This is a genomic window from Amycolatopsis tucumanensis (assembly GCF_021654135.1).
GTDB classification, from domain to species: domain Bacteria; phylum Actinomycetota; class Actinomycetes; order Mycobacteriales; family Pseudonocardiaceae; genus Amycolatopsis_E; species Amycolatopsis_E tucumanensis.
In genome coordinates, this window is the sequence record NZ_JAKGSD010000037.1 from 58,087 (window position 1) to 84,626 (window position 26,540).

General features: G+C 73.3%; 24 protein-coding genes, 1 rRNA gene and 1 pseudogene. 6 read left to right on the plus strand and 20 right to left on the minus strand.

Going from position 1 to position 26,540, the window contains the following annotated elements; genetic code table 11:
• Nucleotides 1-135 precede the first annotated feature (135 nt).
• Nucleotides 136-492 (minus strand): arsenate reductase family protein, encoded by a 357-nt coding sequence (locus tag L2C96_RS29825; protein ID WP_237338555.1) that lies wholly within the window; start codon nucleotides 490-492, stop codon nucleotides 136-138.
• On the minus strand, nucleotides 492-2,324 hold the full coding sequence (gene recQ / locus L2C96_RS29830) for a DNA helicase RecQ (protein ID WP_237338556.1): 1,833 nt from the start codon (nucleotides 2,322-2,324) through the stop codon (nucleotides 492-494). The genes L2C96_RS29825 and recQ overlap by 1 nt, the downstream gene beginning before the upstream one ends.
• 136 nt (nucleotides 2,325-2,460) lie before the next feature.
• Between recQ and L2C96_RS45215 the strand changes: the two are divergent.
• From L2C96_RS45215 to L2C96_RS29845, 4 genes and pseudogenes are all read left to right on the plus strand, one after another.
• Nucleotides 2,461-2,910: pseudogene (locus L2C96_RS45215) on the plus strand (sigma-70 family RNA polymerase sigma factor); the annotation flags it as partial.
• A gap of 91 nt (nucleotides 2,911-3,001) precedes the next feature.
• The gene (locus tag L2C96_RS45220) at nucleotides 3,002-3,484 is read left to right on the plus strand and encodes a nuclear transport factor 2 family protein (protein ID WP_308191194.1); all 483 of its coding nucleotides are present in this window, start codon (nucleotides 3,002-3,004) and stop codon (nucleotides 3,482-3,484) included.
• A gap of 73 nt (nucleotides 3,485-3,557) precedes the next feature.
• Nucleotides 3,558-4,316, plus strand: coding sequence for a DUF899 domain-containing protein (locus L2C96_RS29840; RefSeq protein WP_237338557.1), 759 nt, complete (start codon nucleotides 3,558-3,560; stop codon nucleotides 4,314-4,316).
• The gene (locus L2C96_RS29845) at nucleotides 4,313-5,710 is read left to right on the plus strand and encodes a DHA2 family efflux MFS transporter permease subunit (RefSeq protein ID WP_237338558.1); all 1,398 of its coding nucleotides are present in this window, start codon (nucleotides 4,313-4,315) and stop codon (nucleotides 5,708-5,710) included. Before L2C96_RS29840 ends, L2C96_RS29845 begins: the two co-directional genes overlap by 4 nt.
• 39 nt (nucleotides 5,711-5,749) lie before the next feature.
• Here L2C96_RS29845 and L2C96_RS29850 read toward each other — a convergent pair whose 3' ends face one another.
• The 8 genes from L2C96_RS29850 to pyrG form a co-directional block, all read right to left on the minus strand.
• Nucleotides 5,750-6,493, minus strand: a complete 744-nt coding sequence (locus L2C96_RS29850) for a pseudouridine synthase (RefSeq protein ID WP_039791772.1) — start codon at nucleotides 6,491-6,493, stop codon at nucleotides 5,750-5,752.
• The gene (scpB, locus tag L2C96_RS29855) at nucleotides 6,483-7,397 is read right to left on the minus strand and encodes an SMC-Scp complex subunit ScpB (protein WP_372491277.1); all 915 of its coding nucleotides are present in this window, start codon (nucleotides 7,395-7,397) and stop codon (nucleotides 6,483-6,485) included. Before scpB ends, L2C96_RS29850 begins: the two co-directional genes overlap by 11 nt.
• 263 nt (nucleotides 7,398-7,660) lie before the next feature.
• The gene (locus L2C96_RS29860) at nucleotides 7,661-8,515 is read right to left on the minus strand and encodes a segregation and condensation protein A (protein ID WP_020420651.1); all 855 of its coding nucleotides are present in this window, start codon (nucleotides 8,513-8,515) and stop codon (nucleotides 7,661-7,663) included.
• On the minus strand, nucleotides 8,512-8,937 hold the full coding sequence (locus L2C96_RS29865) for a hypothetical protein (RefSeq protein ID WP_027936248.1): 426 nt from the start codon (nucleotides 8,935-8,937) through the stop codon (nucleotides 8,512-8,514). The genes L2C96_RS29860 and L2C96_RS29865 overlap by 4 nt, the downstream gene beginning before the upstream one ends.
• Nucleotides 8,934-9,905 carry a ParA family protein gene (locus L2C96_RS29870; protein ID WP_020420653.1) on the minus strand — a complete coding sequence of 324 codons (972 nt, stop codon included), beginning with the start codon at nucleotides 9,903-9,905 and terminating at the stop codon, nucleotides 8,934-8,936. The genes L2C96_RS29865 and L2C96_RS29870 overlap by 4 nt, the downstream gene beginning before the upstream one ends.
• Nucleotides 9,906-9,991: 86 nt before the next feature.
• The gene (xerD, locus tag L2C96_RS29875) at nucleotides 9,992-10,894 is read right to left on the minus strand and encodes a site-specific tyrosine recombinase XerD (protein ID WP_027936249.1); all 903 of its coding nucleotides are present in this window, start codon (nucleotides 10,892-10,894) and stop codon (nucleotides 9,992-9,994) included.
• A gap of 46 nt (nucleotides 10,895-10,940) precedes the next feature.
• Nucleotides 10,941-11,567: an NUDIX domain-containing protein gene (locus L2C96_RS29880; protein WP_237338559.1), complete on the minus strand. Its 627-nt coding sequence runs from the start codon at nucleotides 11,565-11,567 to the stop codon at nucleotides 10,941-10,943.
• Nucleotides 11,564-13,264 carry a CTP synthase gene (gene pyrG, locus L2C96_RS29885; protein ID WP_237338560.1) on the minus strand — a complete coding sequence of 567 codons (1,701 nt, stop codon included), beginning with the start codon at nucleotides 13,262-13,264 and terminating at the stop codon, nucleotides 11,564-11,566. Before pyrG ends, L2C96_RS29880 begins: the two co-directional genes overlap by 4 nt.
• A 97-nt stretch (nucleotides 13,265-13,361) precedes the next feature.
• On the opposite strand from pyrG, the gene aroA reads away from it, so the two are divergent.
• Nucleotides 13,362-14,648: a 3-phosphoshikimate 1-carboxyvinyltransferase gene (gene aroA, locus L2C96_RS29890; protein WP_237338561.1), complete on the plus strand. Its 1,287-nt coding sequence runs from the start codon at nucleotides 13,362-13,364 to the stop codon at nucleotides 14,646-14,648.
• Here the strand turns inward: aroA and L2C96_RS29895 are convergent.
• On the minus strand, nucleotides 14,641-15,465 hold the full coding sequence (locus L2C96_RS29895) for an LLM class flavin-dependent oxidoreductase (protein ID WP_237338562.1): 825 nt from the start codon (nucleotides 15,463-15,465) through the stop codon (nucleotides 14,641-14,643). The genes aroA and L2C96_RS29895 overlap by 8 nt on opposite strands.
• A 157-nt stretch (nucleotides 15,466-15,622) precedes the next feature.
• On the opposite strand from L2C96_RS29895, the gene L2C96_RS29900 reads away from it, so the two are divergent.
• Nucleotides 15,623-16,462 (plus strand): TIGR03621 family F420-dependent LLM class oxidoreductase, encoded by an 840-nt coding sequence (locus L2C96_RS29900; RefSeq protein WP_237338563.1) that lies wholly within the window; start codon nucleotides 15,623-15,625, stop codon nucleotides 16,460-16,462.
• 229 nt (nucleotides 16,463-16,691) lie between these two features.
• Here the strand turns inward: L2C96_RS29900 and L2C96_RS29905 are convergent, their stop codons facing one another.
• The 9 genes from L2C96_RS29905 to rrf form a co-directional block, all read right to left on the minus strand.
• Nucleotides 16,692-17,639: a copper transporter gene (locus tag L2C96_RS29905; protein WP_020420659.1), complete on the minus strand. Its 948-nt coding sequence runs from the start codon at nucleotides 17,637-17,639 to the stop codon at nucleotides 16,692-16,694.
• On the minus strand, nucleotides 17,636-18,820 hold the full coding sequence (gene steA, locus L2C96_RS29910) for a putative cytokinetic ring protein SteA (RefSeq protein WP_020420660.1): 1,185 nt from the start codon (nucleotides 18,818-18,820) through the stop codon (nucleotides 17,636-17,638). The genes L2C96_RS29905 and steA overlap by 4 nt, the downstream gene beginning before the upstream one ends.
• Nucleotides 18,821-18,923: 103 nt before the next feature.
• Nucleotides 18,924-20,714, minus strand: coding sequence for a DNA repair protein RecN (gene recN, locus L2C96_RS29915; protein ID WP_237338564.1), 1,791 nt, complete (start codon nucleotides 20,712-20,714; stop codon nucleotides 18,924-18,926).
• A 47-nt stretch (nucleotides 20,715-20,761) separates the two neighbouring features.
• Nucleotides 20,762-21,673, minus strand: a complete 912-nt coding sequence (locus tag L2C96_RS29920) for an NAD kinase (protein WP_017982001.1) — start codon at nucleotides 21,671-21,673, stop codon at nucleotides 20,762-20,764.
• On the minus strand, nucleotides 21,670-22,479 hold the full coding sequence (locus L2C96_RS29925) for a TlyA family RNA methyltransferase (protein WP_237338565.1): 810 nt from the start codon (nucleotides 22,477-22,479) through the stop codon (nucleotides 21,670-21,672). The genes L2C96_RS29920 and L2C96_RS29925 overlap by 4 nt, the downstream gene beginning before the upstream one ends.
• A gap of 4 nt (nucleotides 22,480-22,483) precedes the next feature.
• On the minus strand, nucleotides 22,484-22,693 hold the full coding sequence (locus tag L2C96_RS29930; protein ID WP_237338566.1) for a hypothetical protein: 210 nt from the start codon (nucleotides 22,691-22,693) through the stop codon (nucleotides 22,484-22,486).
• 10 nt (nucleotides 22,694-22,703) lie between these two features.
• A complete protein-coding gene (locus L2C96_RS29935) occupies nucleotides 22,704-23,714 on the minus strand; it encodes an HAD-IIA family hydrolase (RefSeq protein ID WP_237338567.1) in 1,011 nt (336 codons plus the stop codon).
• Nucleotides 23,707-24,942, minus strand: a complete 1,236-nt coding sequence (locus L2C96_RS29940; RefSeq protein ID WP_237338568.1) for a hypothetical protein — start codon at nucleotides 24,940-24,942, stop codon at nucleotides 23,707-23,709. Before L2C96_RS29940 ends, L2C96_RS29935 begins: the two co-directional genes overlap by 8 nt.
• 1,498 nt (nucleotides 24,943-26,440) lie before the next feature.
• Nucleotides 26,441-26,540, minus strand: a 5S ribosomal RNA gene (rrf, locus tag L2C96_RS29945); the annotation flags it as partial.

The following is a 26,540-nucleotide window of genomic DNA, read 5'->3' on the forward strand; positions in this document are numbered from 1 at the left end:
TCGCCGGCAGCTCCCCTCAAGACAGAGCCGAGCGCACCGCCTGGTCCGTCCGCCCCGCCGGCGGCGCCCCTCAAGGCAGAACCGGGCGCAGCACCTCAGCCATCCGCCCCACCACTCCGTCGCCGGCGGCTCCCCTCAAGGCAGAACCGAGCGCACGGCCTCCTCCGTCCGCCCCACCACCGTCGTCCCGTCGTCGGCGGTGATGATCGGGCGCTGGATCAGCTTCGGGTGCTCCGCCAGCGCCGTCAGCCAGCGGTCCCTGGTCGCCTCGTCGCGCGGCCAGCTCTTGACGCCCAGCTCGGCGGCCTCCGGCTCCTGCAGGCGCGCGATGTCCCACGGGTCCAGGCCCAGCCGCTTGAGCACCGCGTCCAGCTCCGCCACCGTCGGCGGCTCCTCCAGGTACCTGCGCACCTCGTAGGACACCCCCGCCTCGTCCAGGATCGACAGCGCCGAGCGGCACTTCGAGCACCGCGGGTTGACCCAGATCTCCACTACTCGCCTCCCGCCAGGGTCGCCAGCACCTGCTCGCCGTACCGGGCGAGCTTGTTCTCCCCGACGCCGCTCACCCCGGCCAGCTCGTCCAAAGTAGACGGCTGCTCGGTGGCGATCTGACGCAGGGTCGCGTCGCTGAAGACGATGTAGGCCGGCACGCCCTGGTTCTTCGCCTCCTCGAATCGCCAGGCCCGCAGCTTCTCGAACACCGGACGGGCCTCTTCCGGCATCTCCGCCGCCTTGCGCTTCGCGGTCGCCGCGACCGCACGCCCGGCGCGCTTGGGCTCGCGGCGCATCCGCACCTCGCGCTTGCGGCCCAGCACCTCGCCGCTGGCCTCGGTCAGCAGCAGCGTCCCGTAGTCGCCTTCGACGGCCAGCAGCCCCTGCGCCAGCAGCTGCCGCACCACGCCGCGCCACTCGCTCTCCGACAGCTCCTGCCCCACGCCGAACACGGTGAGCTGGTCGTGCCGGTGCTGCGTCACCTTCGGCGTCTGCTTGCCCAGCAGGATGTCGATGATCTGCCCGGCGCCGAACTTCTGGCCCCGCTCATGCTGCAGCCGGTACACCGCGGACAGCAGCTTCTGCGCGGCGATCGTGCCGTCCCACGACTCCGGCGGCGTCAGGCAGGTGTCGCAGTTGCCGCACGGCTGCCCGGGCTGGCCGAAGTAGTTCAGCAGCTGCGCGCGACGGCACTCGACGGTCTCGCACAGCGCGAGCATCGCGTCCAGGTGCTGCGACAGCCGCCTGCGGTGCGCGTCGTCGCCCTCGGAGGTCTGGATCATCCGCCGCTGCTGCACGACGTCCTGCAGCCCGTAGGCCAGCCACGCGGTCGACGGCAGCCCGTCCCGGCCGGCTCGCCCGGTCTCCTGGTAGTAGCCCTCGACCGACTTCGGCAGGTCCAGGTGCGCCACGAACCGCACGTCCGGCTTGTCGATGCCCATGCCGAACGCGATCGTCGCCACCACGACCAGCCCGTCCTCACGCAGGAACCGCGCCTGGTTGCGCGCGCGGGTCCGGGAATCGAGGCCGGCGTGGTAGGGCACCGCGCTGATCCCGTTGGCCACCAGGAACTCCGCGGTCTTCTCCACCGAGTTGCGTGACAGGCAGTAGACGATGCCCGCGTCGCCGGGGTGCTCGGTGCGGATCAGGTCGAGCAGCTGCTTCTTCGGCTCTGCCTTCGGCACGATGCGGTACTGGATGTTGGGCCGGTCGAAGCTCGCCACGAACTGGCGCGCCTCGCCGAGGTTGAGCCGCGACACGATCTCGGCGTGCGTGGCCTTCGTGGCGGTCGCGGTCAGTGCGATGCGCGGCACGTCCGGCCAGCGCTCGTGCAGCTCGGACAGGCCCAGGTAGTCGGGCCGGAAGTCGTGGCCCCACTGGGACACGCAGTGCGCTTCGTCGATGGCGAACAACGCGACCTTGCCCCGGTCGAGCAGGTTCCGCGTGGACTCCATGGACAGCCGTTCCGGCGCCAGGTACAGCAGGTCCAGCTCGCCGGCGAGGAACGCGGCCTCGACCTCGCGGCGCTGCTCGAAGTCCTGCGAGGAGTTGAGGAACCCGGCGCGCACGCCGACCGCCAGCAGCGCGTCGACCTGGTCCTGCATGAGCGCGATCAGCGGCGAGACGACCACGCCGGTGCCGGGGCGCACCAGCGACGGGATCTGGTAGCACAGCGACTTCCCGCCGCCGGTCGGCATCAGCACGACCGCGTCGCCGCCGCCGATCACGTGCTCGACGATCGCTTCCTGGTCACCGCGGAAGGAGTCGTAACCGAAGACGCGGCGCAGCGTCTGCAGCGCGTCGCTCACGGGGATGGTTTCAGCGGAGGCCACGCCGCGATCCTAGGGGCTCGGCGCGGCCGCCGGGCGCCGCCACACGAGATGCCCGGTCGTGCCGCGCGGAGCGACCATTTTCCCGGACCGGCGGTGTCCACCACAGTGAGGACCACGCGCGAACGAAGGAGCCGCCATGCACCCGACCCACCACGAGGAACTCCTGGACCTGGCGCGCGGCGGCGACGGCGAGGCCTTCCGCGCGCTCGTCGAACCGTTCCGGGCCGAGCTGCAGGTGCACTGCTACCGCATCCTCGGCTCGGTCCAGGACGCCGAGGACATGCTGCAGGAGACGTTGCTGGCGGCGTGGCGCGGCCTCGGCGGCTACGCGGGCCGCGCTTCCGTGCGGACCTGGCTGTACCGGATCGCCACCAACCGTTGCCTGAACGCGCTGCGCGCCGAGGCGCGCCGCCCACGGGATCATCCGAGCCCCCGAGGAGGCGTTCCGTTGCCCGAACCATCCCGCCGCCGTCCGGAGCCGAGCTGGCTCGAACCGTGTCCCGACGAGCTGCTGGAGGCCGCCGCCGGTCACCTGGCCGGGCCGGAGGCCCGGTACGAGGCCAGGGAGTCGGTGTCGCTGGCGTTCCTCGCCGCGCTGCAGCACCTGCCACCGAGGCAACGGGTGGTGCTGGTGCTGCGGGACGTGCTGGGCTTCCGGGCCCGCCGAGGTGGCGGAGATGCTGGACACCACCGAGAACGCGGTGACCAGCGCGCTCACCCGGGCACGCGCCACGCTGGCCGGCGAGTTGCCCGGCCGGGCGGACGCGCCGCTGCCGGGCTCGCCCCGGGAACGCCGCATCGTGGACACCTTCGCGCGCGCGTTCGAGGCCGGGGACGTCGAGGCGATCGTGGCCCTGCTGACCGACGACGCGTGGCTGACCATGCCGCCGCTGCCGCTGGAGTACCAGGGGCTCGACGCCATCCGGACCTTCCTGGACTCCGTCGTGATGCGCGACGGCCGCCGGTACGTGCTGTACCCGTCCAGGGCGAACGGCCAGCCCGCGTTCGGCTACTACGTCCGCGACCCGCGGACCCCGGTGCTGCACGCGCACGGGGTGCTCGTGCTGACGCTGAGCGGCGACCGGATCGGCGCTCTGACCCGGTTCTCCGACACCGCGCTGCTGGCCCGGTTCGGTTTCCCGCGCACGCTGCGCCCGTGATCCGGCCTCCCCGACCAGTTCCCGCTCCCGCCGGTGTCGGTACCGGTATCCGACGAAACGGGAAGGCGGACACATGCACACACCACCGATCGTGTCACCGGCCGAGTGGGCGGCCGCGCACCGGCGGATGCTGGTCAAGGAGAAGGAACTCACCCGCGCGCGCGACGCGCTGGCCGCCGAGCGACGGCGGATGCCCTGGCTGGAAGTGACGAAGCCCTACACGTTCCATGGGCCGGAGGGCGAGACAAGCCTGCTCGACCTGTTCGACGGCCGCCGCCAGCTGATCGTCTACCGCGCCTTCTTCGAACCGGGCGTGCACGGCTGGCCGGACCACGCCTGCCGCGGTTGCTCGATGATGGCGGACAACCTCGGCCACCTCGCCCACATCAACGCGCGGGACACCACGCTGGTGTTCGCCTCGCGCGCCCCGCAGGCCGACATCGAGCGCGTGCGGGCGCGGATGGGCTGGCAGATGCCCTGGTACACCATCACAGACGACTTCGACGCCGATTTCGGCGTCGACTCCTGGCACGGCACCAACGCCTTCATCCACCACGGCGACCGGGTGTACCGCACCTACTTCGTCAACAACCGGGGCGACGAGGCGCTGGGTACCAACTGGAGTTACCTGGACCTGACCGCGCTCGGCCGCCAGGAAACCTGGGAGGACTCGCCGGAGGGCTACCCGCAGACGGCGCCCTACGAGTGGTGGGACTGGCACGACGAGCACGGCCGGCACGCCCCGTCGCGGTGGTTCGGCGAGCCCGACCCGGACGACCCGGACGATCAGCGCCCGCCGCTCACCCGCGCCGAACCGCGCGGCGCCCGGTGACCCCGCGGCAGGCCTGGGTACTGGGCCTGGCGTCGACGGCGTCGTTCATGATGGCCCTGGACAGCCTGGTGGTGACGACGGCGCTCACGTCGATCCGGCAGGACCTGTCGGCGTCGCTCGAATCGCTGGAGTGGACGGTCAACGCCTACAACCTGGCGTTCGCGGTGCTGCTGCTGACCGGCGCGGCGCTGGGTGACCGGTTCGGCCGCCGCCGCGTGTTCGTCGCCGGCCTGGCGTTGTTCACCGTCGCGTCGGTGGCGTGCGCGCTGGCACCGGGCATCGGTGCGCTCGTCACGGCCAGGGCGTTCCAGGGGGCCGGGGCCGCGATGGTGCTGCCGCTGTCGCTCACCCTGGTCAGCGCCGCGTTCCCGCCGAACGAGCGGGGCAGGGCGATGGGGCTGTACCTGGGGATCACCGGTCTGGCCACCTTCAGCGGCCCGTTCATCGGCGGTGCCGTCGCGCAGGGCCTGGCCTGGCAGTGGATCTTCTGGCTGAACCTGCCGGTCGGGCTGATCACGATCCTGCTCACCGGGCGGCACGTCGGCGAGAGCTTCGGCCCGGCCAAGCGGTTCGACCTTGCTGGCGTGGGGCTCGTGACCGCGGCGGGGTTCGGCATCGTCTGGGCCCTGGTCCGCGGGAACGCGGCGGGCTGGGGCAGCGCCGAGGTCCTGGGCGCACTCGTGCTCGGGGTCGCGCTGGTGGTGGCGTTCGTGTTCTGGGAACGGCGCGCCGAGGCCCCGATGCTGCCGATGCGCTTCTTCCGGTCCCGGGCGTTCGCCACCGCCAACCCGGCGAACTTCCTGGTGTTCGCCTCGCTGTACGGGACGATGTTCTTCCTGGCGCAGTACTTCCAGATCGTCCACGGTGACGGGCCGTTCGTCGCCGGGCTGCGGCTGGTGCCGTGGACCGCGACGCTGATGGTGTGCGCGCCGATCGCGGGGCGGCTGGCCGACCGGTTCGGCGAGCGCGCGTTCGTGGCGGGCGGGCTGCTGCTCCAGTCGGTGTGCATGGGCTGGATCGCCCTGATCACCGACGCCGCCACCGGCTACCTGGAGATCCTGCCTGCCCTGGTCGTCGGCAGCGTCGGCGTGACCATGGCCATGCCGGCGGCGCAGCGGGCGGTGGTCGCCGCGGTGAGCCCGCCGGAGATCGGCCAGGCGTCCGGCGCGTTCATGATGCTGCGGATCTTCGGCGGCGTGTTCGGCACGTCGGTCACGGTCGCGGTGTTCGCGGCCGCGGGCGGCGGCTACACCTCGCCCGGGGAGTTCAGCACGGGGTTCTCGGCGGGCATGGGCGCGGTGGCCGTCCTCGCGTTCACCGGCGTGCTCGTCGCGCTCGGCATTCCGGGGCGGGCCGGGGCGCCCCGCACTCCGGCCGTGACCCCGGCCCGGTAGTGGGTCGGGGCGGCGCCCGCCGTCGATCGGCGGGCGCCGTTACAGGCCGACGCGCCGGTAGAGGCCGCCGACCTCTTCGCGGTTGAGCTTGCGGATCGTGCCCGGCTTGCCGTTGCCCAGCTGCACGTCGCCGATCGCGGTGCGCACCAGCTTGCGCACCGGGAACCCGACCTCGGCCAGCAGGCGCCGCACGATGTGCTTGCGGCCCTCGTGCAGCACGATCTCCAGCAGGGTGCGCCCGCCCATGCTGTCCTTGACCCGGAACGCGTCGACGCGCACCGGGCCGTCCTCCAGCACGATGCCGTCCTTGAGCTCCTTGCCGAGGCCGCGCGGCACCTTGCCGTCGACCTCGGCCAGGTACGTTTTGGGCACGTGGTAGGAGGGGTGCATCAGCCGGTGCGCGAGGTCGCCGTCGTTGGTGAGCAGCAGCAGGCCCTCGGTCTCGGCGTCGAGGCGGCCGACGTGGAACAGCCGCTCGCTGCGGTCGCGCACGTAGTCGCCGACGCACGGGCGGCCCTGGTCGTCGTACATCGTGGTGTGCACGCCGCGGGGCTTGTTCAGCGCCAGGTGGATCAGGTCCTCGCGGAGGATGACCCGGGTGCCGTCGACGTGGATCACGGCGCTGTCCGGGTCGACACGCCTGCCGAGCTCGCGGACCACCTTGCCGTCGACGCTCACGCGGCCCTGCACGATCAGGTCTTCGGCGGCGCGGCGCGAGGCCACGCCCGCCTTGGCGAGCACCTTCTGCAGGCGCACGCCCTCGGCTTCGGGCTCAGATGTCATCGATGGAGTCCACTTCCGGCAACAGGGGGGCGATCGGCGGCAGGTCGGTCAGCGACGACAGGCCCAGCCGCTCGAGGAACAATTCGGTCGTCACGTACAGAGTGCCACCCGTCTCGGGGTCGGCGCCGTTCTCCTCGATGAGACCACGGGCGAGCAGGGTGCGGATCACACCGTCGACGTTGACGCCGCGGACGGCCGCGACGCGGGAACGCGTGACCGGCTGCCGGTAGGCGATGACGGCGAGGGTCTCCAGCGCGGCCCTGGTCAGCTTGGAGCGCTGCCCGTCCAGCAGGAGCTTCTCGACGTACGGCGCGTAGGTGTCGCGGGTGAACAGGCGCCACCCCTCGCCGACGCGCCGCAGGTCGATGCCGCTGCCGCGCTCGGTGAGCTCGGCCGACATGACCTGCAGGGTCTGCGTCACGCGCGGCTCGGGCTGGCCGAGCGCGCTCGCGAGCGCCTCCTCGCTGACCGGCGAGTCGACGACCAGCAGGAGCGCTTCGAGCGCCGCGGCCAGCGCCGAGTGCTCCGTGAGGTCCGGCAGGCCATCCCCCACCGCGACGAGGTCCTCGTCGGGCTCCTCGGGGTAGTCCGGCAGGGGCGCGTCCTCCGGGGGCACGGTGGCTTCGCCGGACGCCTGCTCGGGCTGCGCCGCCGCGGCGTCGGCCTCCGCCTGCAGCTCGCCGTTCGCGGCGGCCTCCGCAGGCGGCTCCGCTGCCTCGGCATCGGGCGCAGGCAGCGCCTGCTCCACCTCTGCCTCAGGCTCCTCGGGCTCGGCCTCGGCCTCGGCGGGAGACGGCTCGGCTTCCGCCGAGGGAGGCTCCGCGGTCTCCGCGGAAGGCGCGGCGGCGGCCTCCGGAGGAGGCGCGGCGTCCGCATCGGGCGCGGGCGGCGCCTCCTGAGGCACTTCACTCTCGGCGGGCGCCGTGGGCTCCTCGGCCCCCGCCGCGGACGCGGCATCCGCATCGGGCGCGGGCGGCGCCTCCTCCGGAGGCGATCCGCCGTCGGCGGACTCCTGCTCAGCAGCGAGCGTCTCGGCCTCGCGCGCCGGCTCCGCATCCGACGCAGCCACGTCACCCGGCTCGGCGCCGGGCGCCGAGGGCACCCCCGCCCGCTCCACCTCGGGCTCGGCCTCCGCGCCCTCGGGCCGGGCCGGTTCCTGTTCGGGACTCACCCGTACTCCTCTTCCTCGACGCGGGCCCGGTCCGCCTCGGCGGCGGCCTCGGCCTCCGAGACCGACCCGCCGGTCCACCGCACCCGCAGCATCGTCAGCGGCTCGTCCTGCTCGAACTGCACGCTGGACTCCCGGTAGAGCTCCAGCAGCGCCAGGAACCGGGCCACCACCTCGACCGTGTGCTCGCAGTCCTCGACCAGCTCGGTGAACGTCGCCTGGCCCCGCTCGGCCAGCTTCAGCCGCAGCAGCGCCGCGTGCTCCCGCACCGACACCCGGTGCGCGTGGATGTGGTCCAGCGACACCGTGGGCGGCGGCTTGGGCCGGAACACGGCCAGCGCGATCTCCGCCAGCTTGTCCGCGTCCACCCCGAGCGTCACCTCGGGCAGCAGCCCGAGGTAGCGCTCCTCCAGCGACACCGACCGCGGGTACCGCCGCAGCGCCCCGGCCTCCAGCTCCGCGAACAGCGCCGCGACCTGCTTGTACGCCCGGTACTGCAGGACACGGGCGAACAGCAGGTCCCGCGCCTCCAGCAGCGCCAGGTCGTCCTCGTCCTCGACCTCGGCCGCGGGCAGCAGCCGCGCGGCCTTCAGGTCGAGCAGGGTCGCCGCGATGACCAGGAACTCCGTCACCTCGTCCAGGTCCCACTCCGGCCCCAGCGCCCTGGTGTAGGCGATGAAGTCGTCGGTGACCTGGTGCAGCGCGACCTCGGTGACGTCGAGCTGGTGCTGCGAGATCAGCTGCAGCAGCAGGTCGAACGGCCCCTCGAAGTTGTCCAGGCGGACCTTGAACTTCGGCGCCGCGGAATCCTCGACGGGCTGGGCCCCGTCGACCGGAGCCCCGTTCTCGCTCACGTCCCGGCGGCTTCCTCGGAGTCGAGGCCGCCCTCACGGAGGCGGCGCACCAGCACCGAGTCGGCGCCGTGTTCGTCGAAGTCCGCCAGCAGCACCGCCACGGCCTCCCGCACGAGACGGCCGCGGTCGATGGCCAGGCCGTGCTCGGCCCGCAGGCTCAGCCGCGCCTGCTCCATCGCGACCAGTTCGTCGCCGGAGACGTAGACGGTGATCTTCGAATCGTGCTTCTGACGTCCGCTGCCGCGCCGTCCGGCGGCGCTGCGCTCCAGCTGCTCGCGGTGCCCGGAGTTCTGCCCGTTGCCCGGCCGCTGCGCTTCCGGGCGCTGCGGGGCGGGCGTGGGCGGCGCGGGCACGTCGAGGGCCGGGCTGCTGGTCAGGCGGAAGAGTTCCGAAGCCCCGGGGAGGGAGGCTCGCCTGCTCACCGAGCGATCACCTCGCGCGCCAGCGCGCGATACGCCTGCGCGCCGGCGGACTTGGGGGCCCAGCGGGTGATGGGCTCACCGGCCACGGTGGTCTCCGGGAACCGCACGGTGCGGTTGATCACCGTGTCGAACACGGTGTCGCCGAAGGCCTCCACGACCCGCGCCATGACCTCCCGTGAGTGGAGGGTCCGCGGGTCGAACATGGTGGCCAGGATGCCGGTGATATCCAGTTTGGGGTTCAAGCGTTCGCGTACCTTCTCGATCGTGTCGATCAACAAAGCCACGCCACGCAAGCTGAAGAACTCGCACTCCAGCGGGATGATCACGCCGTCGGCGGCCGTGAGCGCGTTCACCGTGAGCAACCCGAGCGATGGCTGGCAGTCGACCAGAACATAGTCGTACTCCGAGATGAGGGGTTGCACGACCCGGAGCAACGTGTGCTCGCGCCCCACCTCGGCGACCAGCTGCACCTCGGCGGCGGACAGGTCGATGTTGCTCGGCAGCAGGTCCATGCCCTCGACACTGGTGTGCCGCAGGATGTCCTGGGCGGTCACCGACCGCTCCATGATCGCGTTGTAGACCGTCTGGTCCAGCTCGTGCGGCTGCACGCCGAGGCCCACCGACAGCGCGCCCTGCGGGTCGAAGTCCACCAGCAGCACCCGGCGGCCGTACTCGGCGAGCGCGGCGCCCAGGTTGATCGTGGACGTGGTCTTGCCGACGCCGCCCTTCTGGTTGCACATGGCCAGCACCGTGGCCGGGCCGTGCTTGTCCAGCAGGGGCGGTTCGGGAATCTCACGCAACGGTCTGCCGGTCGGGCCGAGCTTGGGCTTGCCGTTCGCTTCGGCGCCCACGGCCACGACAGAGTCCACGGTGTCGGGCTCCCCCTCTGTCGCGATGGTCAGGTTGTCGAGGTTCGCGGCGGCCGATGCGGCCGAGACCGATCTGGTCGAGGGCTGCGGTGTCGACATGGCGCGAAACTCCTCGTTCGACGGGTTGGCCGCAGCCTATTCGGCGAGCCGTTTGTCGCCAAAGCAACTCGCCGGAGGCGATCAGGTCAACCCAGCGCCCGAGGATGGGCCGTAGCATATACCTCACGCAGAGTGTTCATCGTGACCAGGGTGTACACCTGTGTCGTGGTCACCGAAGCGTGGCCTAGCAGCTCTTGGACCACCCGGACGTCCGCTCCGCCCTCCAGCAGGTGGGTCGCGAAACTGTGACGCAGCGTGTGCGGCGACACGCCGGTGGAGATCCCGGCGCGTTCGGCGTTGGTCTTGAGGACCTGCCACGCGCTCTGCCGGGACAGCCGGGTCCCCCTGGCGTTGAGGAACAGCGCCGCGGTGCCGCGGCCGCGCAGCGCCAGCACCGGGCGGGCGCGCACCAGGTAGGCCTCCAGCGCCTCGACCGCGGGACGGCCGATCGGCACCAGCCGCTGCTTGCCGCCCTTGCCGTCGAGCAGCACGGTGCGCTCCTCGCGGTCGACGTCGTCGAGGTCGAGCCCGACGGCCTCGGAGATCCGGGCCCCGGTGGAGTACAGCAGCTCCAGCAGCGCCCGGTCGCGCAGCGGCCGCTCCCCCTCGGCGGGCGGCATCGCCAGCAGCCGCAGCACGTCGTCCACCGGCAGCGCCTTGGGCAGCCGCTTGGCCGGCGCCGGGGGCCGCACCTCGCGGGCCGGGTCGTCCTCGGTCAGCCCGTCGAGGTGCGCGAAGCGGTGCAGCCCGCGCACCGCGACCAGCGCCCGCGCCGCCGAGGACGCCGCCAGCGGCGGGTGCACCTCGTCGCCCTCGCGCAGCGCCGCGCCGAACCCGGTCACGTCGGATTCGGTGACGCGCCGGAAGTCCCGCACCCCGGCCTGCTCCAGGTACCGCAGGTACCGGCGCAGATCGCGGGCGTAGCTGTCCAGGGTGTTGCGTGCCGTCCCGCGCTCCACGGCGAGATGATCGAGATAGGCCGTGACCACCTCGGCGGCCGGCAGAACATGCACGCCGACACCCTAGAGCGTGACGTCAGGAAATGCGATCGGCGAACCGCGTCGGCCGGTCCCGCCACGGCGCGTCCGACGGCCGCGACGGCGCGCCGTCGTGGACGACCGCGTGCGCGGCGAGCACGCCGCCGACGGTCGCGCCGTTGACGATCTCCCCGGACAGCGCCATCCGCACCGCCTCGGCCAGCGGCACCCGGTGCACCACCAGGTCGGCCTCCTCGTCGCCGAGGACCTCCCGGTCGACCGGGGTCAGGTCGCGCGCCAGGAACACTCGCACGACCTCGTCGGTGAACCCGGGCGAGGCGGCCACGTCGACCAGCGTCTCCCACCGCGCGGCGGCGAGCCCGGCCTCCTCGGCCAGCTCGCGCCGCGCGGCCTCGACCGGGTCCTCCCCGGCGTGGTCGAGCAGCCCGGCGGGCAGCTCCCAGATCCGCCGCCCGAGCGGGTGCCGGTACTGGTGGACCAGGGTGACCGCGCCCTCGGCGTCGACCGCGGCGATCGCGACCGCGCCGAGGTGCTCCACCACCTCGCGCCTGGCGGTGCCGCCGCCGGGCATCGCGACCTCGTCGATCCGCAGCCCGACCACGCGTCCGATGTGGACGTCCTTGCTGGACACCACCCGGAAGTCGTGCTCGCCGGGGGCGGTCAATGCGCGCTCACGGTGGGCTCGGGCAGCTCGACCGGCAGCCGGTCCGCGGTGCGGTACCGGACGACGGCGTCGATGAACGCGTCGAACAGCGGGTGCGGCCTGGTCGGGCGGCTCTTGAGCTCCGGGTGCGCCTGCGTGCCGACGAAGAACGGGTGCACGTCGGCGGGCAGCTCGACGAACTCGACCAGGCGGTCGTCGGGCGAGGTGCCGGAGAAGACCAGCCCGGCGTCGGAGAGCCGCTTGCGGTAGGCGTTGTTGACCTCGTAGCGGTGCCGGTGCCGTTCGGACACGTCGGTGCTGCCGTAGGCCTTCGCGACCTGCGAGCCGGGCTTGAGCTTGGCCGGGTAGGCGCCCAGCCGCATCGTGCCGCCCATGTCGCGCTCGCCCGCGACGACGTCCTTCTGGTCGGCCATCGTGGAGATCACCGGGTGCTCGGTGCCCTCGTCGAACTCGGCCGAGTTCGCGCCCTCGATGCCGGCCAAGTTGCGGGCCGCCTCGATCACCATGCACTGCAGGCCGAGGCACAGCCCGAGCACCGGGATGCCGCGGGTGCGGGCGTAGTGGATCGCGCCGATCTTGCCCTCGATGCCGCGCACGCCGAACCCGCCGGGCACCAGGACGCCGTCGACGTCGCCCAGCGCGGCGGCCGCGCCGGCCGGGGTGGTCGCGCGGTCGGAGGCGACCCACACGATCTCGACCTTGGCGCGGTGGGCGAACCCGCCCGCGCGCAGCGCCTCGGTGACCGACAGGTAGGCGTCGGGCAGGTCGATGTACTTGCCGACCAGCGCCACGCGGACCGTCTCGGACGGGTTGTGCACCCGGTCGAGCAGGTCGCCCCACACCGTCCAGTCGACGTCGCGGAAGGGCAGGCCGAGGCGGCGCACCACGTAGGCGTCGAGCGCCTCGCGGTGCAGCACCTTCGGGATGTCGTAGATCGAGCGCGCGTCCGGGCAGGCGATGACCGCCTCGGTGTCCACGTCGCACATCAGCCCGATCTTGCGCTTGAGGTCCTCGGGCAGGTCGCGGTCGGCCCGGCACACCAGCGCGTCGGGCTGGATGCCGATGTTGCGCAGCGCCGCGACCGAGTGCTGCGTCGGCTTGGTCTTGAGCTCGCCCGACGGCGCCAGGTAGGGCACCAGCGACACGTGCAGGAAGAAGCAGTTGTCCCGGCCGATCTCGTGCCGCACCTGGCGGCAGGCCTCCAGGAACGGCAGCGACTCGATGTCGCCGACCGTGCCGCCGACCTCGGTGATCACCACGTCGGGCTGCTGCCCCGTGCCGTCCGACTCCGCGACCGCCATGATGCGTCGCTTGATCTCGTCGGTGATGTGCGGGATGACCTGCACGGTGTCGCCGAGGTACTCACCCCGGCGCTCCTTGGCGATGACCTCGGAGTAGACCTGGCCGGTCGTGACGTTCGCCGAGCCGGAGAGGTCCCGGTCGAGGAAGCGCTCGTAGTGGCCGATGTCCAGGTCGGTCTCGGCGCCGTCCTCGGTGACGAACACCTCGCCGTGCTGGAACGGGTTCATGGTGCCTGGATCCACGTTGAGGTAGGGATCCAGCTTCTGCATCGTGACCCGCAGGCCGCGAGAGGTGAGGAGCTGGCCCAGGCTGGAGGCCGTCAGGCCCTTGCCCAGGGAGGAGGCGACGCCCCCCGTGACGAAAACGTACTTGGCTGTCCGCGGCTGAAGTCCCACGGGCTTCCACCTTATCGCACCGGCCCCCGGGCGCTCGCTCGCCGCGCCCACGTAGTTCGATGGGTCACGTCAGACGTTCGCGCGTGAAAGAGGCACCGTGACCCAGCCCCCCGCTTCCCAGCCCACCTGGACCGCGCCGGTCGCGCCCGGCCCGCTCGACGCGACGGTGCGCGTCCCCGGCTCCAAGTCGATCACCAACCGGGCGTTCGTGCTGGCCGCGCTGGCCGCCGAGCCGACCCTGGTCCGCGCCCCGCTGGACTCCCGGGACGCCCGGCTCATGCTGGGCGCGCTGGAGTCGCTGGGCGGCGGCTGGGAGCGGCACGGCGACGACGTGCTGGTCCGCCCGCTGGCGCACGGCTCGACCGAACCGGCGAACGTCGTGCTGGGCAACGCGGGCACGGTCGCGCGGTTCACGCCCGCCCTGGCCGGGCTGGGGTCGGCGCCGGTGACGTTCGACGGGGACGAGGCCATCCGCCGCCGCCCGATCGCGCCGCTGCTGGCCGCGCTGCGCGAGGCGGGCGCGGACATCGACGACGAGGGCCGGGGCGCGCCGCCGTTCACCGTCCGCGGGCACGGCGGCCTGCCCGGTGGGAAGGTCGACCTGGACTCCAGCGCGTCCAGCCAGTTCCTGTCGGCGCTGCTGCTCGCCGGTCCCGCGTTCGAGGCCGGGGTGACGGTGCGGCTGACCGGCGGCACCCCGCCGAGCGAGCCGCACATCGCGATGACACTGGACATGCTGCGCCGGTTCGGCGCGTCCCCGGAGCGGGACGGGCAGGAGTTCCACGTCGGCCCGGCGCGGCTGTCCTGCCCGGACTTCACGGTCGAGCCGGACCTGTCCACGGCGGCGCCGTTCGTGGTGGCCGCGGCGGCCGCGGGCGGCACCGTGCGCATCCCCGGCTGGCCGGAGTACTCCACCCAGCCGGGTGATTGGCTCCGCAGCCTGATGACCGAGCTGGGCCAGCGTGTGGAGCTGACTCCGGAGGGGCTGACCGTCACCGGAACGGGCGAAATCCCGGGCGCGCGGCTCGACCTGCACGAGGTGGGCGAGCTGACCCCGGTGATCGCCGCGCTGCTGTGCTTCGCCGATGGGCCGTCGGTCATCTCCGGTGTCGCGCACCTGCGCGGGCACGAGACCGACCGGCTGGCGGCGCTGGCGACCGAGCTGTCCGCGCTGGGCGCCGGGGTGACCGAGACCGCGGACGGTCTGGCGATCACCCCGGCCCCGATGCACGGCGGCGTGTTCCACACCTACGAGGACCACCGGCTGGTGATGGCCGGCGCGGTGCTCGGCCTTCGGGTCCCCGGTGTGGAGGTCGAGGACCCGGCGACGGTCGGCAAGACCTTCCCCGGGTTCACCACCGCCTGGGCGGAGATGCTCAGCTGACCACGTCGGCCAGCCTGCCGACCTGGCCCGGGTCGGTGCCCCAGCAGTAGAGCATCAGCTCGTCGGCGCCGAGGTCCGCGAAGTGCTTGGCCGCTTCGCGGACCTGCTCCGGCGTGGTGAGCATCCCCTCGACCATGTTCCTGCCGTAGTCGCTGAAGGCGTAGTAGGCGGCGATGGCCGCGCGTGCCTCGTCCACATCGGACTCCAGCGCGACGTTGACCTGGGCGACCATGCGCGGGCGGCCGTCACGGCCCGCGTCGGCCCAGAACCGCTCGACCTTGGCGAACAGGTCGCCCGCCCACTTCGGCGGCGCGGCGCACAGGAACCCGTCGCCGTGCCGGGCGATCCGCTCCAGGGCGGGGTCGGCGAAGGCGCCGAACAGGACCTCGGGACCGCCGGGCGTGGCCGGGGCGGGCCCGATCCCTTCGGCGCCGGACCAGATCCGCCGCATGCGGGTCATCTGCTCGTCGAGGACCCGGCCGCGCTGGCGCGGGTCGGTGCCGGTGGCCTGGTGGTCGTCGGCGCGTCCGCCGACACCGAGACCGAGGGTGAAGCGGCCGCCGGAGAGCCGGTCCAGCGTGGCGGCCTGCTTGGCGAGCAGGGCGGGTTCGCGCAGCGGGGCCAGCAGGACCTCGGTCTGCAGGCGGACGCGCGTGGTGGCGCCGGCGAGCAGGGCGAGGGTGACCAGCGGCTCGGGGTTGTCGTAGACGATCCGGTCGAGCAGGCCGAGCGTGCGGAACGGGCCGTCGTCGGCCAGACGCGCCCAGTCGGTGAGCTGTTCGGGGCTGCCGATGGGCAGGCCGAGACCGAAATGCATGAATTCCTCCAGAAAACGGGCATGGCGAACTGACAGTGCCGCCCGCTCCGGACTCTTTTCGCGGTGCTGCCTCTGCGGCTGTACTTCGGTGGCAGGCACGGTCCCGTGGAGTACTTTCGATCTTAGCGCAAGATCATCTGGGGAAGGACTGGTTTTCATGACCGATCGCCGTTTCCGGTTCGGGCTGGTCACCGGGCAGCCGGGTCCCGCGAGCCACTGGGCGGGACTGGCCCGCCGCGCCGAGGACCTCGGCTTCGACACGCTGCTGGTGCCCGACGCGGCCGGGGTGCAGGCGTCGGTCCCGGCGCTGGCCGCGGTCGCCGCGTCGAGCTCCCGGCTGCGGATCGGGACGTTCGTGCTCGCCGCGCCGATGCACTCCCCCGGCCGCATCGCCTGGGAGACCGCGACACTCGACCAGCTGTCCGAAGGCCGGTTCGAGCTGGGCCTGGGCGCGGGCCGCGGGGACGCCGGCGGCACAGCGGAGCTGCTGGGCGTGCCGTTCGGCAGCGCCGGCGAGCGGGTGCGGCAGGTGGGCGAGGCGATCCAGGCGGTGCGGAAGCTGTTCGCCGACGGCACGTTCACGCCGGTGCAGCAGCCCGCGCCGCCGATCATGGTGGCGGGCAGCGGGACCCGGTTGCTGCGGCTGGCCGCCCAGGAGGCCGACATCGTCGCGGTGCACACCAGCAGTGAGGAGGAGCTGCGCGAGCGCCTGCCGGTGCTCCGGGAGGCGGCCGGCGCCCGCTTCGACGAGCTGGAGCTGAGCGTGAACGTGTTCGCCATCGGCGACGGCCCGCTCCCGGAGTGGATGCGGCAGTTCGGCATCGACCCGGCGACGGCGAGGGACAACACGAACCCGGCGGTGCTGACCGGCGACACGGCCACGGTGGTGGACACGCTGCGCCGCCGCCGGGACGAGCTCGGGCTGTCCTACGTCACGATCAACGCCCACGCGCTGGAAGCGGCGATCCCGGTGGTCGAGCGCCTCGCCGGGACCTGATCGCCCCGGACCTGATCGCCCCGGACCTGATCGCCCAAGATCTGATCGCCCAAGATCTGATGACTCAGAGCGGCGTGGTATAGGTCGTTATACGCTGCCCGCCGGGGTGGAGCCCAGCGGGCAGCGGCGATCGAGCGTTGCCCGCGGCGGCGAGCCGCCACCCGCAGCCCCGGCGAGGCAGCGGAACTCAGCTGCCCGCCGGGTCGTCCTCGGCGGGCGGCGGCGGTGGTCAGCTGCCCGGCTGCGCGACCCCGGGCGCGGGCGACTGCGCGTTGCCCGCGATGCCGTACCGCCCGGTCCCGCCGTCCAGCTGTTCCTTGAGCGCCAGCACGGCGCTGATCCGCCCGGCCGCCGTGTTCGCGTTGTCCACAGTGGACAGGATGGACGTCGCCGAGGTGTCGGCCCGCACGAAGCCGATCGCGCCGGTGCCCTCGGCCGACGCCGGGTCGCCGGCGAGCACCGTGCCCGCGCCGGAGCGGTCCAGCTGCGCGGCGAACCGGGCCAGCGTCGCGGCCTTGTCGCCGGCCCCGTCGCCCGTCGCCTGGCCGCCGGTCAGCACCAGCGCCAGCTGGCCAGGCCCGATGCCCGGGCTGGCGTTGGCGAACCCGCCGTCCTGCAAGCCAGCGATCGCCGCGGCCAATTCGTCCGTTGTGGACTGCGGCTGTGCGGTGTCCTTGTTGAGCAGCAACACCGAACCCACCAGCGCCCCGGCGAGCGTGCCCGGGTCGCCGGCCGTCGGGAACGTCGAACCGGCCGGCTGCAGCCGGGTGACGACCTGGCGCAGCTGGTCCGCCTTCGCGGGGTCGGTGAACGAGTCGGTCAGCTGCAGCTCCCCCGACACCCGCGCGCCGGAGGCCTCGATGAGCTGGCGCAGCGCGTCGCGGTCGGCCGGGTTCGCCTCCTGCGTCGTGACGAGCACGACCGAGCGGCGGTCCAGCGCGCCCGCGACGACCTTCGGGCCGAGCGAGCCCGCGAAGGCGTCCGCGTCGGACAGTCGCGCGTTGAGCGCGTTGCGCTGGGCCTCCAGGTCGGACACCTGCGACGCGAGCTTGCCCTTCTCGTCGGACAGCCCGGACAGCAGCGCCCCGTTCAGCGCCGTCGACCCGAGCACGACGCCGACGGCGAGCGCCAGGAACACCGCCGCGATCGAGACGATGTGGTACCGCAGAGAAATCACGTGAAGAGCCCCTTGACCCAGCTTGCGAAGGAATCCCAGGTGGAGCGCGCCCAGTCCAGGTACGCCCCGCCGACGTCGGACATGAGCAGCGCGACCGCGACCGCGACGAGCGCGGCGACGACGAGCAGCACCACCGCGCCCAGCGAGACGCGGCTGCGGTGCAGAGCGGCGACCGCCTTGCCGTCGACCAGGCGGGTGCCGAGCTTGAGCCGGGTCAGGAACGTCGACGGGTTCGACCCGGACCGGCCGTGGTCGAGGAACTCCCGCAGCGTCGCCTGGAACCCGACGGTGACGACCAGCCCGGCCTCGTGCGCGTCGGCCAGCAGCAGCGCCAGGTCCTCCGGGTTGCCGGACGCGGGGAAGGTGACCGCGCCGATGCCCAGGTCCTGGATGCGCGCCACGCCCGGCGCGTGCCCGTCCGGCTGGGCGGGAACGACCACCTCCGCGCCGCACTTGAGCGTCTCGGCGTCGATGCCGAACGGGTCGCCGACGATGATGTCCGGCTGGTATTTCTGCGCGCGCAGCGTGTCCGCGCCGCCGTCCACGCCGATCAACACCGGCCGGTGCTCGGCGATGTACTTCTTGAGCGCCTTGAGGTCCTCGGCGTGCCCCTTGCCCGGCGCGACGACCAGCACGTGCCGGTCGCGCAGCGGCACCCGCACCTCGGGCACGCCCACCCCGTCGAGGATGAGCGTGCGCTCGCGGCGCAGGAACTCGATGGTGTTCGCGGAGAAGGCCTCCAGCTGGGTGGACATCCCGGCCTTGGCCTCGATCATCTGGTCGGCGACGCTGTCCGGCGTCTGCTCGCTGCCGCTGGCGACGTGCCGGTCGCCGACGTAGACGCCGCCCTCGTGCAGCCGGATGCGGCTGCCGTCCTTGATGCGGCGCAGCACCTCGCCGCCGACGTTGTCCAGCAGCGGGATGCCGGCGTTCACCAGGATCTCCGGGCCCAGGTTGGGGAACCTGCCGGAGATCGAGGGCGAGGCGTTGACCACGCCGGCGACCTCGGCCTCGACGAGCGCGTCGGCGGTGGCGCGGTCCAGGTCGATCTGGTCCAGCACCACGATGTCGCCGGGGCCGACGCGGCGGAGCAGATCGCGCGTGCGCCGGTCCACCCGGGCGACGCCGACGATGCCGGGGAGGGCCTCGGTGTTGCGGTTGAGCAGACCGGGAAGCTTCATGCGTCCGATGGTGGCAAACGAAAGCCGGATGTCCGCTCGCAACACGCCGTGCACAATCCGGTTTCTCGCCGTGATCCCCCGGCGGTCCGGCGCGTGTGGACGGTCAGCGCTTGGTGCGCTTGCCGGTCTTCCGGCGCGGTTTCGCCGCCGCTTCCTTGTCCGCGTCGGCCACCGCGAGCAGTTCTTCCGCGTGCGCCCGCCCGGTCTCGGTGCTCTCCATCCCGGCGAGCATCCGCGCCAGCTCGACCACCCGCTCGGACTTGCGCAGCGTCTTCACGTCGCTGCGCGTGACGCCCTCCGCCGTGCCCTTGTCGACCACCAGATGCCGGTCGGCGAACGCGGCCACCTGCGGCAGGTGCGTCACCACGAGCACCTGGTGGGTGCGCGCGAGCCGGGCGAGGCGCCGCCCGATCTCGATGGCCGCGCGGCCGCCGACCCCGGCGTCGACCTCGTCGAACACCAGCGTCTGCACGGTGTCGGCGTCGGCCAGCACGACCTCGATCGCGAGCATCACGCGGGACAGCTCACCGCCGGAGGCGGCCTTGTGCACCGGCATCGCGGGCGCGGCCGGGTGCGCCTTGAGCATCAGCTCGACGTCGTCCACACCGGAGCCGCCGGCGTGCACCAGCTCGCCGTCCACCCGCAGCGCCTGCGGGTCGGACGCGTCCGTGGCGCGGCGCTTCACCGTCACCTCGATCTGGGCCTGGCCCATCGCCAGGCCGGACAGCTCCTCGGTGACCGCGCCGGCCAGCTCGGCGGCGGCGACGGTGCGGGCCGCCGACACCGCGGCGGCGTGCACGGCCAGCTGCGTGGCCAGCTCGTCCCGCCGCGCGGCCAGCGCCGCCAGCGCCTCCTCCGAGGTGTCCATCGACGCCAGGCGCGAGTTCGCGTCCTCGGCCCAGGCCAAGACGCCGTCGATGTCGGGCGCGTACTTGCGGGTCAGGGTCTTCAGCTCGGCCTGCCTGGCGAGGATCTGCTCGAGCAGGCCCGGATCGGCGTCCAGCCCGTCGAGGTAGCCGCCCAGCTCGGCGCCGACGTCGTTGAGCAGCATCTCGGCCTCGGCCAGCCGCGGCTCCAGGTCCCGCAGGGCCGAGTCGTCCGCGCCGGCCAGCCGCCGCCGGGCCTCGCCGATCAGGCCGAGCGCGCCCGGCTGGTCCGGGTCGCCGTCGGCCGCGCCGGACACCGCGGCCTGCGCGCCGCTCGCCGCCGCCCGCAGCTCCTCGGTCGCGGTGAGCCGCTTGACCTGCTCGGCCAGCTCCGCGTCCTCCCCCGGCTTCGGGTCGACCGCGGCGATCTCGTCCAGACCGTGCTTGAGCAGGTCCGCCTGCTGCGCCATCTCGCGGGAGCGGCTGGTGCGCTCCGTCAGCTCCGCGACCACCGCGAGCCACTCGTCGCGCACCTCCCGGTACCAGCGCAGCGGCTCGGCGACGTCGTCCCCGGCGAACCGGTCGAGCACCTCGCGTTGTTCGGACGGGCGCAGCAGCCGCAGCTGGTCGTTCTGGCCGTGCACCGCCAGCAGCCGGTCGGCCAGGTCGGACAGCACGCTCACCGGCACCGAGCGGCCGCCGAGGTGGGCGCGGGACCGCCCGTCGGCGCCCACCGAGCGCAGCGCGATGAGGCTGCCGTCCTCGTCGGTCTCGCCGCCCGCGTCGGCGACGATCCGGGCGACGTGACCGGCGAACACGCCTTCGAAGCGTCCCTCGACGCTCGCCCGGCCGGAGCCGTTGCGGACCTTCGACGCCTCGGCGCGTCCCCCGGACAGCAGGTGCAGCCCGGTGACGACCATGGTCTTGCCCGCGCCGGTCTCGCCGGTGACCACAGTGAATCCCGGGTGCAGTTCGAGCAGGGCGTCCTCGATCACTCCGAGGCCCTGGATGCGCATCTCGGCCAGCACGCAGACCACCGTAGCGGTCCGCTCCGACAATCCGCGGCCGCCTCGCCTCAGCGCGCGTGCCGTTCCCGCCAGCTCTTGACGGGCAGCGAGAACTTGTGGACCAGCCGGTCGGTGAACGGGCCGGGGTGCAGGCGGGCCAGCCGGACCGGGACCTCACCGGCCACGACCTCGACCCTGGCGCCGCGCGGCAGGGCGATGTGCCGCAGCCCGTCGCAGGTCAGGACCGCGGGCGAGCCGTACGGGTCGACGCCGACGGTGATCACCGAGTCGCGGGAGACGACCAGCGGGCGGGAGAACATCGCGTGCGCGTTGCTGGGGACGACGAGCAGCGCCTCGACGTCGGGCCAGATGACCGGGCCGCCGGCGGAGAACGCGTAGGCGGTGGAGCCGGTCGGAGTGGCGCACAGCACACCGTCGCAGCCGAAGGCGGACACCGGCCTGCCGTCGACCTCGATGAGCGCGTCCAGGATCCGCTCGCGGGTGCTCTTCTCGACGCTGGCCTCGTTGAGCGCCCAGGTGCGGGCCACGACCCGGCCCTCGACCGACACCGTGACGTCGATCGTCATGCGCTCCTCGACGGTGTACTCGCGCGAGACGACCCGCCCGACGGTCTCGGTGAGCGCGTCCGAATCGGCCTCGGTGAGGAAGCCGACGCGGCCGAGGTTGACGCCCAGCACCGGCACCCCGGCGGGGCGGGCCAGTTCGGCGGCGCGCAGCAGGGTGCCGTCGCCGCCGAGCACGAGCACCAGCTCGGCGCCGCGGGCCGGGTCGTCACCGGGCGCGACGAGGGTGCACAGCTCGTCGAGGGAGTCGTGCTCGATCAGTTCCTTGACCTCGTCGTCGATGACGCGCAGCCCGATGCCGGCCTCGTCGAACCGGGTGGCGACCTCGCGCGCGGCGTCCTTGGTCGTCTCGCGGTCGGGGTGCATGACCAGCAGGACCTCGCGGCGCTCGCTCACTGGGGCCCCTTCCCGACCGCGTCGCGGACCAGTTGCTCGACGTCCTGGTCCGGCACCGGGTCGCGGCGCAGCCAGGCGAAGTACTCGACGTTGCCGGACGGTCCCGGCAGCGGGCTCGCGACCACGCCGTGCGGGTGCAGGCCCAGCCCGGCGGCGGCGTCCAGGACGTCCAGGACGGCACGGGCGCGCAGTTCCGGGTCCCGCACCACGCCGCCGCTGCCGAGGCGTTCCTTGCCGACCTCGAACTGCGGTTTGACCATCGGGACAAGGTCGGCATCGGCGGTCGCGCAGGCGGCGAGCGCGGGCAGGACCAGGCGCAGCGAGATGAACGACAGGTCGCCGACGACCAGGTCGACCGGTCCGCCGCACTGCTCCGGGGTCAGGTTGCGGACGTTGGTCTTGTCCAGCACGACGACGCGCTCGTCGGTCTGCAGCCGCCAGTCGAGCAGGCCGCGGCCGACGTCGGCGGCCACCACCTGGGCGGCGCCGCGGCGGAGCAGGACGTCGGTGAACCCGCCGGTCGAGGCGCCCGCGTCCAGGCAGCGTTTGCCGCCGACGGACAGCCCGGCCGGTTCGAAGGCCTCGAGCGCGCCGAGCAGCTTGTGGGCGCCGCGGGACGCCCAGCCCGGGTCGTCGGTGGCTTTCACGACGATCGGCGCGCCGGTCTCGACGCCGGTGGCGGGTTTGCTGGCGACCATGCCGTTGACGGTCACCTTGCCCTCGCTGATCAGCGTGCTGGCGTGCTCGCGGGAGCGGGCGAGGCCGCGGCGCACCAGTTCGGCGTCGAGGCGGGCCCTGCGGGGCATCGCCTCACACCTTGTCGATGCTGGACAGGGCGGTGGTGAGCTCGGCGTGCACGGCGTCGAAGCGCTCGACGTGCTCGGCGAGCGGGATCCGGTCCAGGTCGTCGAGCGCGGCCATGGCCTCCTCGATGCCGGCGCGCGGGTCCTGCTGCGGCGCGGCGGCCGGCGGCGGCCCGGGGACCGGTCGCGGCGGTTGCGGAGTCGGTTGGTGCTGCACGGTCACCACGCTAACGGATCGGCTGGCCGCCGGACGGCAGCCCCAGCTCCGCGAGGATTTTTCCGGCCCGGTCGTCCCCGGCCCGGAGGGCGGTGACGCCGGTGTCCCAGGCGACGGCGCAGAGGGTGCGCAGCAGGGCCAGCGGGTCGCCGTCGCCGGTCGCGACGAGCGTGTCCCCGTCGCGGCGGACGTCCCAGCCGTCCTGCGGGGCGACGCGCAGGTCGTCCGCGGGTTCGGTGAGGGCGCCGAGGTCGGCGCCCAGGTAGGTCGGCCGTTCGGCGGGGACCGCGGTGACGAGAGTGGCGGGGGTCGCGACGCCGGTGAGCACGCACAGCGAGTCCATGCCCGCGGTGACGGCACCCGCGATGTCGGTGTCCAGCCGGTCCCCGATCGCAAGGGGGCGGCTCGCGTTCGCCGACTTCGCGGCGGTGTGGAACAGCGGGGCCTCTGGTTTGCCGGCGACCTCGGGGGTGGCGCCGGTGGCCGTGCGCAGGGCGGCGACCATCGAGCCGTTGCCGGGCAGCAGGCCGCGTTCGGTGGGCAGGGTGGTGTCGACGTTGCAGGCGACCCACAGGGCGCCGCCGCGGATGGCGACGCACGCCTCGGCGAGGTCGGCCCAGCCGGTGGCGGGGTTGTGGCCCTGCACGACGGCGGCGACGTCGTCCCCGGCCTCGCGCACGGGTTTCAGGCCCACGGCGGCGATCTCGCCGGCGAGCGCGTCGGTGCCGACGACGAGGACGACCGCCCCGGCGGGCAGCCGTTCGCCGAGCAGCCGGGCCGCGGCCTGGGCGCTGGTGCTGACCTCGTCCGGGGTGGCGTCGACGTCGAGCGCGCGGAGGTGGTCCGCGACGTCCCCGGGCGCCTTGGAGGCGTTGTTGGTGACGAAGCGCACCGCGGCGCCCTGGTCGCGCAGCTGCCGGATGGCCGCCGCGGCCCCCGGGATGGGCCGGGGACCGTGGTAGACGGTTCCGTCGAGGTCGAACAGGAACGCGTCGTAGGCGGCCTGGAGGGCGTCAGCCATTCGCGAGCTCCGCGGCGCGCTCGGCGGCGTCGGTCTCGTCCTCCGCATCGGCCTCGGCGGCGTGCAGGAACCAGCGGAGGGCTTCCTCGGTGCGGTCGGCCGCGACGAGGTTGTCCGCGTAGGCGTAGAACAGCCGGGCACTCCACGGGTCGCGCTTGCGCGGGTCGAGGTCGTCGCCCTGCAGGGAGACCACGGCGGCGTCCACCTGGCCGAGGTCGCGCCGCGCCCCGGCGGCGACGATCTTCAGCTCGATCTCGACGTCGCGCGGCAGCTTGCGGCCCTGCATCTCCTTGGCGAGGTCGAGGGCCCGCTCGGGGCGGCCGAGGGCGCGCTCGGCGTCGGCAATGACGGCGATGTGCTGGTCGGTGTGGGTCATCCGGCGGACGGCCCGCAGCTCGGCCAGGGCTTCCTGCCAGCGGCCGGCGTGGTAGGACACCAGGCCGAGCGCCTCGCGGACGATGGGGATCCGGGAGGCGCGGGTCTTGGCGTACTTGGCGTGCGCCAGGGCGGCCTCCGGGTCGGTGTCGATGAGGTTGCCCGCCGCGACGAGGTGCTTGCCGACGGTCTCGGCGAGCGACTTCGGCAGGGAGCGCAGCTCGCGCCGGACGTCCGGGTCGAGGTCGCTGTACTCGATGTCCTCCGGCAGTTCCGGAGCTTCGAGCAGTTCCCGCGCGAGGGCCGCGTCGTCGAGATCCCGGCCACCCCGCTTCCCGCGGCGGTCGTCGGACCGGCGCTCCGCACGGCGCGCGTCACGGAACTCGGCGTCGGCGATCTCGACGTCGTCCTCACGCGCGACCGGCGAGGCGACCTGCTCGATGGTGTCGTCCTCGTCGAAGCCGTCAGCGAGGTCCTCGTCGGCGGTGGCGTCGTCCGGAAGGTTCGCAGCGGGCCTACCCGCGGCACTGTCGCCGGCGGAGCCGACGCGCTTGCCGGGCTTGCCCGCGGTGTCGTCGCCGCCGGTGCCGGCGCCCTCTCCGGGCCTGCCTGCCGCGTCCTCATCGGCGATGCCAGCACCCTCATCGGGCCCGTCCGTGTCGGCGCTTCCGTCCCGGGTGTCCGCAGCGCGGTCCTCGGCAGCGCGGTCCTCGTAGGTGCTGTCGTCACCGGCGGCGCCGGTAGCGTCCACGAGGTCGGCGCCGGTCGCGTCCGCCTGGTCGGCGCGGGTCGCGTCCGCCTGGTCGGCGACCTCGCCTTCGCTGATCGTGGCGGCCGTAGAACTGCTGGTCACCACGTCGTCTGCGGAGTTCCGAGCCGGAGCCTCGTCCAGCCGCTCCTCCGCTGTCTCCGCGGCAGCCTCGGACCGTTCGTCGCGCTTCCAACCCGACCGGTCGCCACGATCGAACTGCCGACCGGCACGGTCGCCACGCTCGAAGCGACCACCGGAACGGTCGTCGCGCACGAACCGGCCGCCAGAACGGTCGTCGCGCTCGAAACGGCCACCGGAGCGGTCGTCGCGCTCGAAGCGGCCACTGGCGCGGTCGTCGCCGGGCTTGCGGGCCGGCCGGTCGCCCCGGTCGAACTTGCCGCGCGTCCGGCTGGAGTCGCGGTCGTCGAAGCGGCGCCCGCCCGACCTGGTGCCGTCACGGCGCGGGCCGGAACGGTCGTCGTCCCGCTTGCCGTAGCCGCCGCCACGCCGGTCGTCGTCGCGCTTCCAGCCCGGCCGCTCCCCACGACGCTCGTCGAAGGACCGCCCGCCACGGTTGTCGAAGGACCGCTCACCACGGTTGAAGTCGCGACGCTCGCCACCACGGCCCTCGGAAGAGCGACCGCCGCGGTCGAAGTCACGACGCTCGCCGCGGGCCTCGGCGGGCCGGCCACCACGGTCGAAGGAGCGGCCACCGCGCTGATCGTCACGCCCGCCACGGTTGTCGAACGAACGCTCACCACGCTTGTCGTCGCGGTTCCAGCCACCACGGCCCTCGGAGGGCCGGCCACCACGCCGGTCATCCCGCCCGCCGCGACTGTCGTCACGATTCCAGCCACCGCGGCTCTCGGACGAACGCCCGCCGCGGTTGTGGTCGCGGTTCCAGCCGCCACGCCCCTCGGACGGGCGACCTCCGCGGTTGTCGAACGAACGCTCACCGCGCTTGTCGTCCCGGTTCCAGCCGCCGCGTCCCTCGGCGGAGCGGTCACCGCGCTTGTCATCACGGTTCCAGCCACTACGGCCCTCGAAGGAGCGGTCGCCGCGGTTGTCGTCACGGTTCGAGCTACCGCGTCCCTCGGAGGAGCGGCCGCCGCGGTTGTTATCACGGTTCCAACCGCCGCGTCCCTCGGACGGGCGACCGCCGCGGTTGTCATCACGGTTCCAGCCGCCGCGGCGGGGCTCGTCTCGGTTCCAGCCCGGGCGGTCGCCGCGCCGGTCGTCGGCGCCGCGGTTGTTCCCGCGGCGGTCGTCGTCGCGGTTCCAGCTCGAGCGGTTGCTCTCGCCGCCTCGGCGGTCGCCGAAGTCGCGTCCGCCGGATCGCTTGTCGTCCTGCCGGCCAAATCCGCCCGACCGGTCACCCTGTCCCGCCTTGCCACGCGGGGTGCCTCGCTGCGCTCCCGATCGTCCTGCGCCGGGAGCCGTATCGCGGCGCCGGGGGCGATCGGATGCAGCGCCGTCGAAGTCGCGCCGCCCGAAGTCCGCCACCTGGGCCTCCTCTTTCTAGGTTGTGAAGATCAGTAAACGCACCAAAGGCCCGTCAGGCGAGCCAATCGGCTATCCTAACGGGCCCTTGGGAAAGGGTGTTCGGCGGTGTCCTACTCTCCCACACCCGCGGGGGTGCAGTACTATCGGCGCTGGCAGGCTTAGCTTCCGGGTTCGGAATGGGACCGGGCGTTTCCCTG

Bases quoted from the DNA above. Each gene is read 5' to 3' on its own strand.
- L2C96_RS45220 (WP_308191194.1), top strand. From the start codon at position 3,002: ATGCTGGACACCACCGAGAACGCGGTGACCAGCGCGCTCACCCGGGCA.
- L2C96_RS29840 (WP_237338557.1), top strand. From the start codon at position 3,558: ATGCACACACCACCGATCGTGTCACCGGCCGAGTGGGCGGCCGCGCAC.
- L2C96_RS29850 (WP_039791772.1), bottom strand. From the start codon at position 6,493: ATGACATCTGAGCCCGAAGCCGAGGGCGTGCGCCTGCAGAAGGTGCTC.
- L2C96_RS29870 (WP_020420653.1), bottom strand. From the start codon at position 9,905: ATGTCGACACCGCAGCCCTCGACCAGATCGGTCTCGGCCGCATCGGCC.
- L2C96_RS29895 (WP_237338562.1), bottom strand. From the start codon at position 15,465: ATGCATTTCGGTCTCGGCCTGCCCATCGGCAGCCCCGAACAGCTCACC.
- L2C96_RS29900 (WP_237338563.1), top strand. From the start codon at position 15,623: ATGACCGATCGCCGTTTCCGGTTCGGGCTGGTCACCGGGCAGCCGGGT.
- steA (WP_020420660.1), bottom strand. From the start codon at position 18,820: ATGAAGCTTCCCGGTCTGCTCAACCGCAACACCGAGGCCCTCCCCGGC.
- L2C96_RS29925 (WP_237338565.1), bottom strand. From the start codon at position 22,479: ATGCCCCGCAGGGCCCGCCTCGACGCCGAACTGGTGCGCCGCGGCCTC.
- L2C96_RS29935 (WP_237338567.1), bottom strand. From the start codon at position 23,714: ATGGCTGACGCCCTCCAGGCCGCCTACGACGCGTTCCTGTTCGACCTC.